General features: G+C 72.3%; 13 protein-coding genes. 11 read left to right on the forward strand and 2 right to left on the reverse strand.

The features are described 5' to 3' along the window. Positions 1-297 precede the first annotated feature (297 nt). The 5 genes from LCE31_RS03145 (at position 298) to LCE31_RS03165 (ending at position 5,727) form a co-directional block, all read left to right on the forward strand. Positions 298-1,455 carry an enolase C-terminal domain-like protein gene (locus tag LCE31_RS03145; RefSeq protein WP_225012389.1) on the forward strand — a complete coding sequence of 386 codons (1,158 nt, stop codon included), beginning with the start codon at positions 298-300 and terminating at the stop codon, positions 1,453-1,455. A 335-nt stretch (positions 1,456-1,790) separates the two neighbouring features. Continuing rightward, positions 1,791-2,735, forward strand: a complete 945-nt coding sequence (metF, locus tag LCE31_RS03150; RefSeq protein ID WP_225012390.1) for a methylenetetrahydrofolate reductase [NAD(P)H] — start codon at positions 1,791-1,793, stop codon at positions 2,733-2,735. Between the two features lie 50 nt (positions 2,736-2,785). After that, entirely contained in the window at positions 2,786-3,778 is a 993-nt protein-coding gene (locus LCE31_RS03155; protein ID WP_225012391.1) for an aldo/keto reductase, read from the forward strand. 258 nt (positions 3,779-4,036) lie between these two features. After that, positions 4,037-4,240, forward strand: a complete 204-nt coding sequence (locus tag LCE31_RS03160) for a cold-shock protein (RefSeq protein WP_225012392.1) — start codon at positions 4,037-4,039, stop codon at positions 4,238-4,240. A 269-nt stretch (positions 4,241-4,509) separates the two neighbouring features. Next, positions 4,510-5,727: a hypothetical protein gene (locus LCE31_RS03165; RefSeq protein WP_225012393.1), complete on the forward strand. Its 1,218-nt coding sequence runs from the start codon at positions 4,510-4,512 to the stop codon at positions 5,725-5,727. Between the two features lie 70 nt (positions 5,728-5,797). On the opposite strand, the gene LCE31_RS03170 is transcribed toward LCE31_RS03165, so the two are convergent. Both LCE31_RS03170 and LCE31_RS03175 read right to left on the reverse strand, forming a co-directional pair. Continuing rightward, positions 5,798-7,297 (reverse strand): MFS transporter, encoded by a 1,500-nt coding sequence (locus tag LCE31_RS03170; RefSeq protein ID WP_225012394.1) that lies wholly within the window; start codon positions 7,295-7,297, stop codon positions 5,798-5,800. 377 nt (positions 7,298-7,674) lie between these two features. Beyond that, positions 7,675-8,319 (reverse strand): histidine phosphatase family protein, encoded by a 645-nt coding sequence (locus LCE31_RS03175; RefSeq protein WP_225012395.1) that lies wholly within the window; start codon positions 8,317-8,319, stop codon positions 7,675-7,677. A gap of 307 nt (positions 8,320-8,626) precedes the next feature. Here LCE31_RS03175 and rpmG point away from each other — a divergent pair, with 307 nt between their 5' ends. The 6 genes from rpmG to LCE31_RS03205 all read left to right on the forward strand — a co-directional run bounded on the left by rpmG (position 8,627) and on the right by LCE31_RS03205 (position 14,173). Next, positions 8,627-8,791 (forward strand): 50S ribosomal protein L33, encoded by a 165-nt coding sequence (gene rpmG / locus LCE31_RS03180; RefSeq protein WP_225012396.1) that lies wholly within the window; start codon positions 8,627-8,629, stop codon positions 8,789-8,791. Between the two features lie 67 nt (positions 8,792-8,858). Continuing rightward, on the forward strand, positions 8,859-9,140 hold the full coding sequence (locus LCE31_RS03185) for a type B 50S ribosomal protein L31 (protein WP_225012397.1): 282 nt from the start codon (positions 8,859-8,861) through the stop codon (positions 9,138-9,140). A gap of 615 nt (positions 9,141-9,755) precedes the next feature. Further along, positions 9,756-11,201, forward strand: a complete 1,446-nt coding sequence (locus tag LCE31_RS03190; protein WP_225012401.1) for an acyl-CoA synthetase — start codon at positions 9,756-9,758, stop codon at positions 11,199-11,201. Between the two features lie 51 nt (positions 11,202-11,252). Then, positions 11,253-12,296 carry a DUF2510 domain-containing protein gene (locus tag LCE31_RS03195; RefSeq protein ID WP_225012398.1) on the forward strand — a complete coding sequence of 348 codons (1,044 nt, stop codon included), beginning with the start codon at positions 11,253-11,255 and terminating at the stop codon, positions 12,294-12,296. Positions 12,297-12,684: 388 nt separating this feature from the next. Next, complete coding sequence (locus LCE31_RS03200) at positions 12,685-13,647, forward strand: SDR family NAD(P)-dependent oxidoreductase (RefSeq protein WP_225012399.1); 963 nt, start codon at positions 12,685-12,687, stop codon at positions 13,645-13,647. Between the two features lie 142 nt (positions 13,648-13,789). Beyond that, positions 13,790-14,173 carry a VOC family protein gene (locus LCE31_RS03205; RefSeq protein WP_225012400.1) on the forward strand — a complete coding sequence of 128 codons (384 nt, stop codon included), beginning with the start codon at positions 13,790-13,792 and terminating at the stop codon, positions 14,171-14,173. The last annotated feature ends 300 nt before the right edge of the window (positions 14,174-14,473 follow it).

Here is a 14,473-nt window from a genome sequence, read left to right on the forward strand (position 1 = left end):
TGCCCGCACCCGGGCGGCGGCCCGCCCCGGGGGCCGCCGTCCGGCCCGGGCCGGCGGCGGTAGGGGGGGCGCCCCGGGGGCCGGAGCCGCGGGCGCGTCCGCGGGCGCGGGCCCCCCCCCCCGCGACCGGTCCGGTGGTCCGGAGGCCCGGAAGTCCTTAGGGTCCAGTGAGCCGGCCGGTGCGCGGGACCGGCCCGTCCGGCCCGCACGGCCCGGGCTTCGCCCCGTCACCGTTCCCACCACAACGTGCGGCCCGTCACACGGACCGGGTGCTCCGGCGGCCGTACTAGGAGGATCATGCCGACCATTCCTGCCGGTGCCGGTGCCGGTGCCGACGGCGACCGCGATGCCGCGGGGCCCGCCGTCGACCGCCTCGACGTGACCGTGTGCACGGTGCCGGCCGAGAGCCCCGCGGCGGACGCCACTCCGGCGCCGCCCGCCACGACCGTCGTCCTCGTCGAGGCCGTCGCAGGGGACACCGCCGGCCTCGGCTGGACATACGGCGACCCGGCCGTGGGCCGGGTGGTCACCGGCGCTCTCGCGCCCGTCGTCCGCGGACGCGGCGCGTACGACGTGCCCGCCGCCCATGACGCCATGAACCGCGCGGTGCGCGGCCTCGGCCGCCCGGGACTCGTCACTGCTGCGATCTCCGCCGTCGACATCGCCCTGTGGGACCTGAAGGCTCGGCTGATCGGCCTGCCGCTGACGGCCCTCCTCGGCGCCGTCAACCGGGAGGTCGCGGTCTACGCGAGCGGCGGCTACGTCCCGTACGGCCAGGCGCGGCTGGAACGGCAGCTGCGCGGCTGGACCGAGGACCTCGGCATCCCCCGCGTCAAGATCAAGATCGGTGAGGACCGGGGCCGCGCGCCCCAGCGCGACCTGGACCGCGTCCATGTCGCGCGCGAGATCCTGGGCCCGGTTCCCGAGCTGTACGTGGACGCGGACGGCGGCTACAGCGTCAAGCAGGCAGTGCGGATCGCGGAGCTGTGCGCGGACGACGGCGTGAGCTGGTTCGAGGAGCCCGTCCCCGCCGAGCACCCCGAACGATTGCGGCAGGTACGGGACGCCGTCATGGCCGAGGTCGCGGCGGGGGAGTACGGCGGGGAGCCGGCGTATTTCGCCCGCCTGGCGCAGACGGGCGCCGTGGACTGCCTCCAGGCCGACGTGACCCGCTGCGGCGGGATCACCGGCTGGTTGCGGGCGGCGGCCGTGGCGGAGAGTTGCGGACTGGAGATCTCGGGGCACGGCGCGCCGCACGCGCAGGCCCATGTCGCCGCGGCCGTGCCGAACCTGCGTCATCTGGAGTGGTCCCACGACCACGTCCGCGTCGAGAGCGCGCTCTTCGACGGGCTCCTCGATCCGGCGGGCGGCACCGTGGAACCCGGCGCGTCGGGGGCGCCCGGCCTCGGACTGGCCGTGAGGCGCGAGGAGGTCCGGCGCTACCGCGTGGCCTGAGGCTTCGTCCACGACCGCGCGGGCTCTCCCCGGGCCCGCGTTCCCCGGCCGTGTGCCGGCGGGCGGCCCCGTGCGAGGCCCTTTGGCCGCCCCGCCGACCGGGCGCTACGGCAGCGAGTGGCCCGCCCCGCCGGGCACCACGCCTGGCCCGGGTCCCGGCTCACCGCCCCCCGCCCGTACACCGTGCTCGATCGGCGCGGCAGCGCGGGGCGCCGCCCGTGGTGGCTCTTGGGGTCTCTCCGGTGAGACGACGGCCCACGGTGCCCTTGATCTCGCTAGGGTTGGAGGTTCACGACGCCGGGCGTCGTGCCCGAAGCCCCGAGGAAGGACCCCGTATGGCGGCCACGACCGCAGACCGTCCGCACCCCCAGGGACAGGGGCCCCGCGCCCTGCTGGCCTCTGGTCGGCCCTCGTTCTCCTTCGAGTTCTTCCCGCCGAAGACGGAAGCGGGCGAGCGGACCCTGTGGAAGGCGATCCGCCGGATCGAGGCGCTCTCGCCGTCCTTCGTCTCCGTGACGTACGGCGCCGGCGGCTCCTCGCGCGACCGGACCGTCGAGGTCACCAAGCGCATCGCCGCGGAGACCACTCTGCGGCCGGTCGCCCACCTGACCGCCGTCGGCCACTCCACCGCGGAGCTGCGGCACATCATCGGGCAGTACGCCGACGCCGGCATCCGCGATGTCCTCGCGCTGCGCGGCGACCCGCCCGGCGATCCCAAGGGGGAGTGGGTCCGTCACCCCGAGGGGTTCACCCAGGCGCACGAACTCGTGACCCTCATCAAGGAACTCGGCGACTTCAGCGTCGGCGTCGCCGCCTTCCCCGAGCGCCATCCGCGCTCCCCGGACTGGGAGAGCGACATCCGGCACTTCGCCGCCAAGTGCCGGGCCGGGGCCGACTACGCCATCACCCAGATGTTCTTCGACGTGGAGGACTACCTGCGGCTGCGGGACCGGCTCGCCGCCGCCGGCTGCTCGACACCGATCATCCCCGAGATCATGCCGGCCACGGACGTACGGCAGATCCGCCGCTTCGCCGAACTCAGCGACGCCCGGTTCCCCGAGGCCCTCGCGCGGCGGCTCGAAGCCGTGCGCGACGACGCGGCGGAAGGCCACCGGATCGGCGTCGAACACGCTACCCGGATGGCCGAGCGGCTGCTCGCGGAGGGCGCGCCCGGCCTGCACTACATCACCCTCAACCGCTCGACGGCCACGCTGGAGATCCACCAGAACCTCGGCGTGTCAGGACGCCCGGGCGAGGAGCTCGCCGCCCTTCCGCACTGAGGGACCCGTACGACGGGGGAGCGGAACCCAGTGCCCCGGCGCGTCGTAGCATGCACCGTATGGAGCAGCGTGTATTGGGCAGGACCGGCCGCGAGGTATCCGTCGTCGGACTCGGGACGTGGCAGCTCGGCGCCGACTGGGGGGATGTGGCGGAGGCTGACGCCACCGACGTGCTGGACGCCGCCGTCGAGTCCGGTGTGACCTTTTTCGACACCGCGGACGTGTACGGCGACGGCCGAAGCGAGCAACTGATCGGCCGCTATCTGAAGGAGCGCCCGGACGCCGGCGTCTTCGTCGCGACGAAGATGGGCCGGCGCGCCGAGCAGCTGCCCGAGAACTACGTGCTGGACAACTTCCGCACCTGGAACGACAGGTCCCGCGCCAACCTGGGCGTCGACACCCTCGACCTGGTGCAGCTGCACTGCCCGCCGAGCGCCGTCTTCGCGTCCGACGAGGTGTTCGACGCCCTGGACACCCTCGTCGCCGAGCAGCGGATCGCGGCCTACGGGGTGAGCGTCGAGACCTGCGCGCAGGCCCTGACCGCGATCGCGCGGCCGGGCGTCGCCAGCGTCCAGATCATCCTCAACCCGTTCCGTCTCAAGCCGCTGGACGAGGTTCTGCCCGCGGCGCGTGCGGCGGGGGTCGGCGTCATCGCGCGCGTTCCCCTCGCCTCCGGGCTGCTCACCGGCAAATACACGAAGGACACGGTGTTCGCGGCGGACGACCACCGCTCCTTCAACCGGCACGGTGAGGCGTTCGACCAGGGTGAGACGTTCTCCGGTGTCGACTTCGAGACGGGGCTCGCGGCCGCCGCCGAATTCGCGGCTCTCGCCCCCGCCGGCGCCACGCCCGCGGCGACGGCGCTGCGCTGGATCGTCCAGCAGGACGGCGTCAGCAGTGTCATTCCCGGCGCCAGGTCCCGGGCCCAGGCGAAGGGCAACGCCGCCGCCGCGGCGCTTCCCGCGTTGTCGCCCGAGACGCTCGCCGCGGTGCGCGACCTCTACGACCGCAGGATCAGGGCGTCGGTCCACGACCGCTGGTAGGACCCGCGGTATGGGCCGCGGGGGTGAACTCCTGGGCGCGGTACGCGACACGAGGCCGGTCGATGACCCCGCCTTCTGTGGCTGTACCGCGCCCGGCCATGTAGCGTCCTGATCAGCTGTCGTGGTTCCGAAGTACCGCTCGCCCGTGACGCTCCGTTACGGGCGTTCATGCTGTTCAGCGTGTCCGGACCAAGGCGATCACCTCCGGTCTGTCGCGCCGTGCGGCAGCCCTCGCTTCGCGGAATACGGAGAATCGGCATGGCCAGTGGCACCGTCAAGTGGTTCAGCTCGGAAAAGGGCTTCGGATTCATCGCGCAGGACAGCGGCGGCCCGGACGTCTTCGCGCACTACTCCAACATCGCGACGTCCGGCTACCGTGAGCTTGCGGAGGGCCAGAAGGTCACCTTCGACGTGACCCAGGGCCACAAGGGTCCCCAGGCGGAGAATATCCTCCCCTCCTGACCCGCGGGGCCCCCCCCCCCGGGGCGCCCCCGGGCCGACGCACGGGCGGGGGGGGGGGGGGGGGCGGGGCGCCCGCCCCCCCCCCCCCCCCTTCGCGCTCCCGGGAACGCCGCCGGGACCCCGGGTCCCCCTTCTGCGCGTCCCGGATGGCGCAACCCTCTCGGGAAGGCTGTCATGAAGCGAAGAGGGGCGTCGTTCGTGGCGCCCGGCCCAGTGATCAACACGGTGTGTGCCCCACCCGTGGCTGTTCGGCAGAGGGAGCCGCGCCCATGTCACTCGACCCGCAGACCGCAGGACGGGAGCATCCGAGCCCCGAAGGGGACGGGGCCAGGTCCAGGGAACCCATACGCACGCTCCTCTGGACCGCGGCGACGATCCGCCCGCTGGACGAGGTCGCCGCGCTCGTCAGCCTGCTCCGGCGCACGGGCGAGGTGCCGAGCCCCGCGGACGAGGCCCTGAAGGCGGCTGCCGTCGCCCGCCCCCTGGACGAGGTCAGGCAGCTCGTGCTGATGCTCAACTCGCCGCCGCAGCAGCCGGAAGAGGCGGACACGACGCTGCGCGCCGCCGCCGTGGGCCGGCCCATCGAGGACGTCGTCCAACTGGTCAGCATCCTCGGCACCGACGGGAACCGCGGGGCCGAGGCCGACGAGGCCGGGCGGGCCGGAGCGGAGCGGGAGCGCGCAGCCGGAGCGCATACGCCGGCCGTGTCCGTGGCACGCGAGACGGCCCCCGACCCTGACTCCGCACCGGAGCCGGTCGGGGCATCCCTCGCCGAGCCGGTTGCCGAACCTGCCGTGGAACCCGTCGCGGAGACCGTGGTGACGGCTGTGACGGCGCGTATCGCGGAACCCGTCAACGAGTCCGGGCCCGCCGTGGGCGACGCGCCGGCCGCGGCCGGGCAGCAGAGGGCCGTCCGGGTCTCGGAGGCCCGGCCCCGTGGCAGCACGTTCCGTTGCGTGCCGCCCACCGTCGCACAGCACCCCGTACCGCAGACGCCGTTGTCGCTGCGCAGGCCCGCCAGGCCCGGGCCTCGCCATGCCGTCAAGGCGGTGGAGCTGCGGTCGGCCGAACCGGCCGTGAACCCGCCCCAGGCCCTGCGGTCGGTGTTGCGCTGGCCCGCCGGGGCGGCACTGATCGTGATGGGTCTGGTCAACCTGCCGAAGAACCTCACGGAGCTGCGCTCCGGCGGCCACTCCGACGCCCTCTCGCTGGTCATCACCGTCCTCTGCCTGGTGCTCGCGGTCTGGCTGATGGTGCAGGACATGGTGTGGACCTGGACCGCGAGCGCGGTGGTCGCCGCCGGGGTGCTGGTCATCCACTCCATGGCCGGCTTCGGCAGCATCTCGCTCCCGGCCGACAGCCTCGGCGGCTCCCATATGTGGGCCCGCACCGTCGCACTGTGCTGCGCGATCGCCGCGCTGGCCCTGTGCGGCAACGCGCTGATGCGCAGGCGGGCGGCGGATGTGGCCGGCGACGTCCAGTCCTGACCCGCCCTGCCCGCGCGTAAAAGCGGCGCCCCCGGCCTTCCGGCGGGGGGCGCCGCCGCGTTCGCGCGGTTCAGACGGCGGGGGTGCCGGGAGTGTTCTTGGTACCTCCGCCCTTGACGCCGCGCGCTGAGAGGGGAGTGGCGATGTCCTCCAGCGACCTGCCCTCCGCGGGCACCGCCAGGAACACGGCCACGAGTCCCGCGGCGAGCATCAGGGCCGCGCCGATGCAGAACGCCAGCACCGCGTCGCCGACGTTCCCGCTGCTGGTCAGCGAGGAGAAGACCAGAGGTCCCGAGATACCGCCCGCCGCGGTGCCGATCGCGTAGAACAGCGCGATCGCCAGCGCCCTCGTCTCCATCGGGAAGATCTCGCTCACCGTCAGATAGGCGGAGCTCGCGCCGGCGGACGCGAAGAACAGCACCACGCCCCAGCACACGGTCATCGTGGTGGCGCTCAGCCACCCCTCGTTGAACACCCAGGCCGTGACGAACAGCAGGAGACCCGAGAGGATGTACGTTCCGGAGATCATCCTCCTGCGGCCCACGGTGTCGAACAGCTTCCCCAGCAGCAGCGGGCCGAGGAAGTTGCCCACCGCGATGACCGCGAAGAAGTAGCCGGTCGAACCGCTGGAGACACTGAAGAAGTTCACCAGGATCGACCCGAAACCGAAGGTGATGGCGTTGTAGAGGAAGGCCTGCCCGACGAAGAGGGAGAAGCCGAGCACCGCCCGCTTGGGGTAGCCCGTGGTGAGGGTCTTGGCGATCCTCCAGAGGCTGATGGTGCGGTGCTGCTGGACGGTGATGGCGCCGGACGCCTCGGGCAGCCGCTCCCCCTTCTCGGCCTCGACCTGCCGCTCCACACCCGAGACCAGGTCCTCCGCCTGTCGCTCGTAGCCGTGGATGAACATCCACCGTGGACTCTCCGGAACATGGCGGCGCACCACCAGGATCACCAGGCCCAGCACCACACCGAGTGCGAACGTCAGCCGCCAGCCCAGGTCCTTGGGGAAGATGTCGGTGTTCAGCGCCAGCACCGACAGCAGTGCGCCGCCGACGGCACCGAGCCAGTAGCTGCCGTTGATGATGAGGTCGACACGGCCACGGAACCTGCTGGGGATGAGCTCGTCGATCGCCGAGTTGATCGCCGCGTACTCGCCGCCGATGCCGAAACCGGTGAGGAAGCGGAAGAGGAAGAACCACCACGCCGAGAAGGACAGCGCGGTGGCCGCGGTGGCGGTCAGGTACACCGCAAGAGTGATCATGAACAGCTTTTTCCGGCCGAACCGGTCGGTGAGCCATCCGAAGACCAGCGCCCCGGAGCAGGCACCGGCCACATACAGCGCCGCACCGATGCCGGTGACCTGGCCGTCGGTGATACTCAGCCCGCTGCCCTTCTCGGACAGCCGGCTGGCGATGTTGCCGACGACGGTCACTTCAAGACCGTCGAGAATCCACACCGTGCCCAGGCCGATCACGATCATCCAGTGCCAGCGGGACCAGGGGAGCCGGTCCAGCCTTGCGGGAACCTTGGTGGTGACCGTTCCGATCTCGGGTCGCGCGGGTTGCGTCATCGTCCGAAACTCCTGCCGGGCTGCGCATGCACGGTGCGGCGCAGGGGCGCCCTTGTGATGGTTGGCTGCGGTTACCCGATGATCAAAGTGGGTAAACCGCCGAGTCTCGCGCCCTGTTGGGCAAGTCGGGGGAACGCGGTGGCAACGACGGTCCGATCGAGTGACCTTCCGCGAGGTGTTATTGACGATGCGTCTGCGCGGCGTTGACGCGTGCCGGAGGACATCCGCCGCACGTGGGGGAGATCCCGGCGGCTCGGGGCTCCTCCGCGTCCATCGCCTTGTGCGGCCGGGGCGCCGCGAAGGGGCCCCTTCGGGCAACGGCGGTGCGGGAGCGGCCCCGTCTCCGGGGCCCAGCAGTGCCGGGGCGGCCCGGGCTCTCAGACGTCGGCGGTGTCGCGGGCCCGCAGCTCCGCGCGCAGCACGCTCTCGGAGATCTGGAGGTTCCACGCGGTGATCACGGGACGGTCGTGCTCGGTGCCGAGACGGGACAGCGTGCCTGTCTCCAGTTTGAAGAGGCTGCCCGCCGCCGGTGCGAGTTCCAGGTAGCGGGCGGTCAGCATGCGCAGGAAATGGCCGTGCGACACCAGCGCCACATCGTCGTCCGTCTCCGCCATCGCCTTCCGGACCTCGGCGAGCACCCGGTCGGCGCGCTCCGCCACCTGTTCCGGAGTCTCACCCGGATGGTCCGCGTCGCCGGGGATCACGCCGTCGGTCCACAGGTACCAGTCGGGGCGCGTCGTGTGGATCTTCTCCGTGGTGACGCCCTCGTATCCGCCGTAGTCCCACTCGTGCAGGTCGGTGGAGACGCGGTAGTCCGTGAGGCCGGCCAGCTCGGCCGTGCGCTCCGTACGGCCCAGCGGGCTCACGAGTGTCAGGCCCACCGTGCGGTCCGCGAGCAGCGGGGCCACGGCGCGCGCCTGGTCCTCACCGCGGGCGGTGAGCGGGATGTCGGTGTTCCCGGTGTGCCGCCCGGACAGTGTCCACTCGGTCTCTCCGTGCCGTACCAGGATCAACTCGCCCATGGCTCCTGCCACCCGCTTCCGCTCTCGTCCGTCTCCACCGGCACGGTCCGGGCCGTGCCGTCGGGGACAACCCGCCTGGACAGCGCCGCATTCCGGCTGCCCGGCCGGGGGAACCCGGGCCGGGAGTCCTGCCATGTCCTCCAGTGTCCCCTGTCACGGCATCCCGGACAGCCCGGGAATGCCGCACGCGAACGCCGTGTTACACCGGGCGACACCGCTTGATGAACATGACATCCAGACCGGACAAGCCGGGCGAACGCAGGCCCGGCGTACGGGACGGAGTCGGAGCAGACCGTCTGGAGCACGCATGGCACGCAGTGAGACACGCCCTGTGGTCACCCTCCGGTCCACCGCGGGGACCGGGCACACGTACGTGACGCGCAAGAACCGCCGCAACAACCCCGACCGGCTCGAACTGCGGAAGTTCGACCCGGCGGCCGGAGCGCATGTGCTGTACCGCGAGTCGCGCTGACCGGCGGGGGTACCCGTAGAGGCCGTCCGCAGACGCAGGCCGCCCAGACGAGAGGAAGGACATCGTTATGAAGCCTGGCATCCACCCCGAGTCCCGCGCGGTCGTCTTCCGTGACACCGCCACGGGCGACGCCTTCCTTACCCACTCGACGCTCGACTCCGACAAGAGGGTGGAGTGGGAGGACGGCAACACCTATCCCGTGGTGGACGTGGAGATCTCCTCCGCGAGCCATCCGTTCTACACCGGCAAGGGCCGGGTCGTGGACACGGAAGGCCGTGTGGAGAGGTTCGAGCGCAAGTACGGCTCGTACCGGAAGAACGACGACGGCAGGACCGAGCGGGAAGACTGACGGCGCCGGCCGCCCCGCTCCGCGGTGACTCCGCGCGGTGGCACAGTTCACACGCGCGGGGGGAGAGCGGCGGAACAAGTCGGTGTGGTTGAGCGTTGATCCATACGTGGCTGCGGAGGGGACAGTGTCCCCGGGCCTCACCTATAGCCCATGGGGAAGATCGTTCGGCTGAAGCCCCATGGAGCCTTTCGCCGCTAGGCGACCGCCCTCCGTAACCACCTTCGATCGGCCCCGGCTGGGAACCCCCGAACCAGCCGGGGCTTTCACATGTCCGGGCCATCCCCGGAGCGCGGCTGAAGCGCTGGGCAGCCACGTGCCGGGAGGGGAGCAACCGTCGGCCGGGTGGCCGGCGGCCGAGCGGCCGAGTACACCAGCACTCCGGCACCGCACAGCCGCGAAATCGCGGGATCGCGCGGTCGCGGGTGTGTGGGGAACCGTTCGCGACCGCGAAGAGACTCTTCGTAACTGCCTGGTTCCGTGCCGAACCGAGCCCTTCCGCACTGACTGGTTCCGTGCCGGAACCGAACCCTTCCGCGCCGGCCGCTGCCATGCCCGAACGGCGGGGACGGCCCGCCCGGCATACTGCGCGTCATGACGCAGCCGACTGGTCCCCGTGTGTCCCCTCTCTTCCCGGCCCTCGCCGCGCCCGACGGGCGTCCGGCCCTCCGCTTCGGCGATCGCACCCTCGGTTACGCGGAACTCGCCGCCACCGCGACCGCCCTCGCCGCCAGGATCGACGGCGCCCGCCGGATCGCGGTCTGGGCCACCCCGAGCGCCGACACCGCGATCGGAGTCATGGCCGCGCTGCTGGCCGGGGTGCCCGCCGTACCGCTCAATCCGCGCAGCGGTGAGCGCGAGCTCGCCCACGTCGTCGCCGACAGCGCACCCGAGCTGGTGATCGCGGAAGCGGACGCCGCGTTGCCGTCCGCGCTGGACGGCATCGAACGGGTCACCGTGCCCGTCGTGCCCGAGAGCGGCGGCCCCGCCGCGCCGCTGCCGGAGCCCGATCGGGAGAGCCCGGCCCTGATCATCTACACCTCGGGCACCACGGGACCGCCGAAGGGAGCGATCCTGCCGCGCCGCGCGCTCGCCGCGACACTGGACGCGCTCGCCGACGCCTGGCAGTGGACCGGGGACGACGTGGTGGTCCACGCACTGCCGCTGTTCCATGTACACGGCCTGGTGATCGGGGTGCTCGGTCCGCTGCGGCGCGGCGGTTCGATGCGGCACATCGGCAGGTTCGACACCGCGGCGGTCGCGCGGGAGCTGTCGGACGGCGGGACGATGCTGTTCGGCGTGCCGACGATGTACCACCGTGTGGCCGCGGCTGTGCGGGACGACGCCGGGCTCGTCGCGGCGCTGTCCGGCGCACGGCTGCTGGTGTCCGGGTCCGCGCCGCTGCCGCTGCCCGATCACCGCAGGATCACTGGGGCGACCGGGCGTCAGGTGGTCGAGCGGTACGGCATGACCGAGACGCTGATGAACACGAGCGTGCGCGCGGACGGCGAGCCGCGCGCCGGGAGCGTGGGCGTGCCCCTGCCCGGTGTGGACCTGCGGCTCGTGGACGACGACGGCGGCGTGCTCGACACGTACGACGGGAGGACGATCGGCGAGATCCAGGTGCGCGGGGACAACGTGTTCACCGGGTACCTCAACCGTCGCGACGCGACGGAGGCCGCGTTCTCGGCCGGTTGGTTCAGGACCGGGGACATGGCGGTCCGGGACGCCGACGGATACATCCGCATCGTCGGGCGCAGGGCGACCGACCTGATCAAGAGCGGCGGCTACAAGATCGGTGCGGGTGAGATCGAGAACGCCCTGCTCGACCACCCCGGCGTGGCCGAGGCTGCGGTCACCGGCGAGCCCGACGACGACCTGGGGGAGCGGATCATCGCCTGGGTCGTACCGGCCGACCCGGCGGCCCCTCCCGCCCCTGATGAGCTGGCGGCGCACGTCGCGAGTGAACTGGCGGCGCACAAGCGGCCCCGTGAGGTGCGCTTCCTGGACGCACTGCCCCGCAACGACATGGGAAAGGTCACCAAACGGGAGTTGGGCCGCTGATTCTCATCCCCCTCTCACCGGCCGATACGACAAGCTGAATAGAGTGGTCGGGTGACCAACTCGACACCTCCCGGCTGGTACCCCGATCCGGGTCAGACAGGCGAAGGCCCCCGCCAGCACCGTTGGTGGGACGGGTCCGCCTGGACCGACCACCTGCACCCGGCGTCGCCGCAGACGCCGGACACGGGCGCCGAGCCCGGCCTCCCGGGCTACGGGTATCCGCCCATGCCGCAGGGCGCGCCGCGCGGCACCCGCGGCCGGAAGGTGGCGGTGTCGGTGACGGCGGGCGTGGTGGCGCTCGCACTCGCCGGAGGCTTCTACCTGCTCGGCAAGAGCAACGGTGACGACGGCGGGGCGAGGGCGGCGGGCTCCGCTCCGTCCGCCCCCGCGCAGCAGGGCCAGGGCGGACGCGGCGGCTACGGGGGAGGTTCCGGCGGCTCGGGGGGCGGTCTGCCCACCAGCCCCGAGCAAGACCCGCAGGGTGGCGACGGCGGCAGTGGCAGCGGTGGCTCCGGCGGTGACGGTCAGGGCCAACTCCCCCAGACCGAGAAGGGCTTCGCCACCGACGCGGCCAGCGGGATCGACCTCCCGGTGCCCAGCGGCTGGACGGGTCAGTCGGGGCTCGCCGGTGCCGGTGTGACGACCGGGAACTACAAGTGCCCGGGTGACTCGGGGCAGACCTGCGTGCGAGGCGGTGTGTTCTCGGCGCCCGCGACCAGTCTGAAGGACACCGCGACGACGGCGAAGGCCGCCGCTCAACAGGACATCGCGGCCAACGCCCAGGAGTCGTACGGCGATGGCGGTGTCTACGGCAAGATCACCTCGCACCAGCAGCTGAAGTCGGAGGCAGTGAAGGTCGCGGGCAAGGACGGCTTCCTGGTGCTGTGGAAGGTCGTCACGAGCAAGGGCGACGACGGGTACGTCGAGTCGCTCGCGTTCCCTTCTCCCTCGGCCCAGGGCCAGATGGTGATGGTGCGGGCCGGGTTCGACGTCAGCAGCAAGGCGCCGGCACTCAGCGTGCTGGACACGATGGTCAAGGGCATCAAGGCTGCTCCGGCCGGTGCCGGTGACAGTGGGAGCGGGCAGGGCGTCTGAGCGCTGCCCGCGGATGCCCGGCATCGGCCCCGCGGCCGACAGCCGGGCGCCCCTGTCTGTGGCCCCCCCTCGGCCCAGTCGCGCGTGGGCCGGAGGGCGGCACTGCCCGTTGGGAGCGCGGATTGCCGCGATGAGGTACGACCGCTCGCGGCGGCGGGACTCGCCGGCTCCACCGAGCCGGTCCCGTCGAGCCGGTCCCGTCGAGCCGTGCGCGGTGTGTGCCTTGCGCGGCCTCTCAGGACACGGTGCCACTGGACGCGGCGCTCCCACATGGACAGCCCGCTGTCGGCATGCCCGCGGTTCCACCACTGGGCGCGTCAGGAAACCGGGTCCGGCGCGTCCCGCGCGTGTTTGACTTCGAGCGCGCTCGAATTCGTAGCCTGGCCCTATGAACACGCCTCAGCACCACATCGGATCAGGGTTCGGAGCCCACACCACCGCAGCCGAGGTCCTGCGGGGGATCGACCTCACAGGCAAGCTGGCCGTCCTGACCGGCGGTTACTCGGGCATCGGCCTCGAAGCGACCCGCGCGCTGGCGGGCGCGGGCGCCCAGGTCGTCGTGCCCGCGCGGCGGCCGGAGGCGGCCAGGGCCGCCGTGGAGGGGCTGGAGAACGTCGAGGTCGACGAACTGGACCTCGGTGATCTCGACAGCGTGCGCGCCTTCGCCGAGCGTTTTCTCGCCTCGGGGCGCGCCATCGACATGATCATCGGCAACGCGGGCGTGATGGCCTGTCCCGAGACGCGCGTGGGCCCCGGCTGGGAAGCGCAGTTCGCCACCAACCACCTCGGCCACTTCGCGCTCGTCAACCGGCTCTGGCCCGCCCTTGCCGACGGTGCCCGCGTGGTCTCGGTGTCGTCCGGCGGCCACCGGCGCTCCCCGATCCGCTGGGACGACATCCAGTTCGAGAACGGCTACGACAAGTGGGAGGCCTACGGGCAGGCCAAGACGGCGAACGTGCTGTTCGCCGTCGAACTCGACCGGCTCGCCAAGGCGTCCGGCGTACGGGCGTTCGCACTGCACCCGGGAGGCATCCTCACACCGCTCCAGCGGCATCTGCCGAAGGAGGAGATGGTGGCCTTCGGCTGGATCGACGAGGAGGGCAAACCGGTCAACGACTCCTTCAAGACGCCCGAGCAGGGGGCCTCGACCGAGGTGTGGGCGGCCACTTCACCGCAGCTCGACGGCGCGGGCGGGGTCTACTGCGAGGACTGCGACATCGCGGAGCCCAACGACGACCCCGAGGTGCCCGGCGGTGTGCGCGGCTACGCGGTGGACCCGGAACAGGCCACGCGGCTCTGGCAGTTGTCCGCCGACCTGACCGGCGTCAACGCGTTCGCCGCGGCGTCCTGACCCTGCCCCGACCGCATTCGATCTCATCACATCGCATCACATCGCATCGGAACCCATCGCATCACCACCGGTCCCATCGTGGCGGCGTACGCCCCGCGTATGCGCGCCCAGCACGGGGCGGCTCGACGCAAGGAGTTCGGCCATGTCCTTCCCACGCCCCTTCCTGAGGCTCACGGGGCCGGTCCTCAACGCTCCCGACCCGGCGCTTCTGGCGGCCTTCTACCGCGAACTCCTCGGCTGGCACACGGAGTCGGAGGAGCCCGACTGGGTGAAGCTCCGCGGGCCCGGGGGCACGGGCAGCCTCGCCTTCCAGATCGACCCGGATTTCGTGCCACCCGTCTGGCCGGGCTCGCCGGGGGAGGCGCGGATGACGATGCACCTCGACATCGAGACGGACGACCTGGCAGAGGCAGTGGGGCGGGCGATCGAACTCGGCGCGCGCGAAGCCGGGTACCAGCCGGAGGAGGACGTCCGTGTCTGCCTCGATCCGATCGGGCACGTGTTCTGTTTCTGGACCCGTACCTGAGCCCGTCCTTGGTACCTCGGCTCCGCAAACGTGCTCGGGCGTCACCAACGCGCCCGAGCTTCACCAGCGCCCCTGAGCCCCGCGTCCGCGGCTGAACTCCGCGTCCGGTGCTGCACCCGCAGCCCGTACCGAGCCCCGTACCGAGCCCCCGTGCCGGACGGGTGTGCGCGGGGTGTCGTGGGGGGGGCCCCCCCCCCCCGGGGCCCCGGGGGGGGGGGCCCCCCGGGGGGGCCCGCGGGGGGGGGGCCCCCCCCCCCCCCGCGCCGCCCCCCCCGGGCCCCCCCCCGGGCGGGGGGCGGG

Source organism: Streptomyces sp. 8L (assembly GCF_020176795.1).
GTDB lineage: Bacteria > Actinomycetota > Actinomycetes > Streptomycetales > Streptomycetaceae > Streptomyces.

Bases quoted from the DNA above. Each gene is read 5' to 3' on its own strand.
- LCE31_RS03145 (WP_225012389.1), top strand. From the start codon at position 298: ATGCCGACCATTCCTGCCGGTGCCGGTGCCGGTGCCGACGGCGACCGC.
- metF (WP_225012390.1), top strand. From the start codon at position 1,791: ATGGCGGCCACGACCGCAGACCGTCCGCACCCCCAGGGACAGGGGCCC.
- LCE31_RS03155 (WP_225012391.1), top strand. From the start codon at position 2,786: ATGCACCGTATGGAGCAGCGTGTATTGGGCAGGACCGGCCGCGAGGTA.
- LCE31_RS03160 (WP_225012392.1), top strand. From the start codon at position 4,037: ATGGCCAGTGGCACCGTCAAGTGGTTCAGCTCGGAAAAGGGCTTCGGA.
- LCE31_RS03165 (WP_225012393.1), top strand. From the start codon at position 4,510: ATGTCACTCGACCCGCAGACCGCAGGACGGGAGCATCCGAGCCCCGAA.
- LCE31_RS03170 (WP_225012394.1), bottom strand. From the start codon at position 7,297: ATGACGCAACCCGCGCGACCCGAGATCGGAACGGTCACCACCAAGGTT.
- LCE31_RS03175 (WP_225012395.1), bottom strand. From the start codon at position 8,319: ATGGGCGAGTTGATCCTGGTACGGCACGGAGAGACCGAGTGGACACTG.
- rpmG (WP_225012396.1), top strand. From the start codon at position 8,627: ATGGCACGCAGTGAGACACGCCCTGTGGTCACCCTCCGGTCCACCGCG.
- LCE31_RS03185 (WP_225012397.1), top strand. From the start codon at position 8,859: ATGAAGCCTGGCATCCACCCCGAGTCCCGCGCGGTCGTCTTCCGTGAC.
- LCE31_RS03200 (WP_225012399.1), top strand. From the start codon at position 12,685: ATGAACACGCCTCAGCACCACATCGGATCAGGGTTCGGAGCCCACACC.
- LCE31_RS03205 (WP_225012400.1), top strand. From the start codon at position 13,790: ATGTCCTTCCCACGCCCCTTCCTGAGGCTCACGGGGCCGGTCCTCAAC.